The following is a 1,830-nucleotide window of genomic DNA, read 5'->3' as shown; positions in this document are numbered from 1 at the left end:
GTTGGTGGGTAGGGGAGCGTCGTGCAGCCGGCGAAGCAGCAGAGTGATCTAGTTGTGGAGGCTGTGCGAGTGAGAATGCAGGCATGAGTAGCGAATCGAGGGTGAGAAACCCTCGCGCCGGATGACCAAGGGTTCCTGGGGCAGGCTAATCCGCCCAGGGTAAGTCGGGACCTAAGGCGAGGCCGACAGGCGTAGTCGATGGACAACGGGTTGATATTCCCGTACCCGCTTCAATGCGCCCATATCGAACCTCGTGATGCTAAGAGTCCTTAAGTCCCTAACGCTCTTCGGAGTGTGGGTGAGACTGAACGCTCGATCCGATCGGGTAGTAGGTAAGCGATGGGGTGACGCAGGAAGGTAGTCCAGCCCAGGCGATGGTTGTCCTGGGGTAAGCATGTAGGGAGTGAGGTAGGCAAATCCGCCTCGCATTAATCCTGAGATGTGATGCCGAGCCGATTGTGGCGAAGTGGATGATCCTATGCTGCCGAGAAAAGCCTCTAGTGAGTGTTGTGGCGGCCCGTACCCTAAACCGACTCAGGTGGTCAGGTAGAGAATACCAAGGCGATCGGGTGAACTGTGGTTAAGGAACTCGGCAAATTGCCCCCGTAACTTCGGGAGAAGGGGGACCTCTGCTGGTGTAGGAGCGTGCCTCCGAAGCTGGTGGGGGTCGCAGTGGCCAGGGGGAAGCGACTGTTTACTAAAAACACAGGTCCGTGCGAAGTCGTAAGACGATGTATACGGACTGACGCCTGCCCGGTGCCGGAACGTTAAGGGGACCGCTTAGTCAGCGTGAGCTGGCGAAGGTGAGAACTTAAGCGCCGGTAAACGGCGGTGGTAACTATAACCATCCTAAGGTAGCGAAATTCCTTGTCGGGTAAGTTCCGACCTGCACGAATGGCGTAACGACTTCCCCGCTGTCTCAACCGCAGACCCGGCGAAATTGCATTACGAGTAAAGATGCTCGTTACGCGCAGCAGGACGGAAAGACCCCGGGACCTTCACTACAGCTTGACATTGGCGTTTGGAGCGTCTTGTGTAGGATAGGTGGGAGACTGGGAAGCTCGGACGCTAGTTCGGGTGGAGTCATTGGTGAAATACCACTCTGGTCGTTTTGAACGTCTAACTCTGGTCCGTGATCCGGATCGGGGACAGTGTCTGGTGGGTAGTTTAACTGGGGCGGTTGCCTCCTAAAGGGTAACGGAGGCGCCCAAAGGTTCCCTCAGCCTGGTTGGCAATCAGGTGTCGAGTGTAAGTGCACAAGGGAGCTTGACTGTGAGACTGACGGGTCGAGCAGGAGCGAAAGCTGGGACTAGTGATCCGGCATCGGCGTGTGGAAGCGGTGTCGCTCAACGGCTAAAAGGTACCCCGGGGATAACAGGCTGATCTTCCCCAAGAGTCCATATCGACGGGATGGTTTGGCACCTCGATGTCGGCTCGTCGCATCCTGGGGCTGGAGTAGGTCCCAAGGGTTGGGCTGTTCGCCCATTAAAGCGGTACGCGAGCTGGGTTTAGAACGTCGCGAGACAGTTCGGTCCCTATCCGCTGCGCGCGCAGGAGACTTGAAAGGAGCTGTCCCTAGTACGAGAGGACCGGGACGGACGAACCTCTGGTGTGCCAGTTGTACCGCCAGGTGCATGGCTGGTTGGCTACGTTCGGAAGGGATAACCGCTGAAAGCATCTAAGCGGGAAGCTCGCCTTGAGATGAGGTCTCCCACCACGAGAGTGGGTAAGGCTCCCGGTAGACGACCGGGTTGATAGGCCGGAGGTGGAAGCACGGTAACGTGTGGAGCTGACCGGTACTAATAGGCCGAGGACTTGACCACAAAGCAT

Annotated in this window: 1 rRNA gene (only partly in view); it reads left to right on the top strand. The window is 57.4% G+C overall.

Features of this window, described 5'->3' with window-relative positions:
• A 23S ribosomal RNA gene (locus ABZS51_RS42505) occupies window positions 1–1,823 on the top strand; it begins 1,366 nt to the left of the window's first position.
• The last annotated feature ends 7 nt before the right edge of the window (window positions 1,824–1,830 follow it).

The sequence above is a fragment of the Nonomuraea sp. NPDC005501 genome (genome assembly GCF_040605905.1).
Lineage (GTDB): Bacteria > Actinomycetota > Actinomycetes > Streptosporangiales > Streptosporangiaceae > Nonomuraea.
Note: the sequence above shows the minus strand (reverse complement) of the source record. Positions and strands in the feature narration are given on the sequence as shown.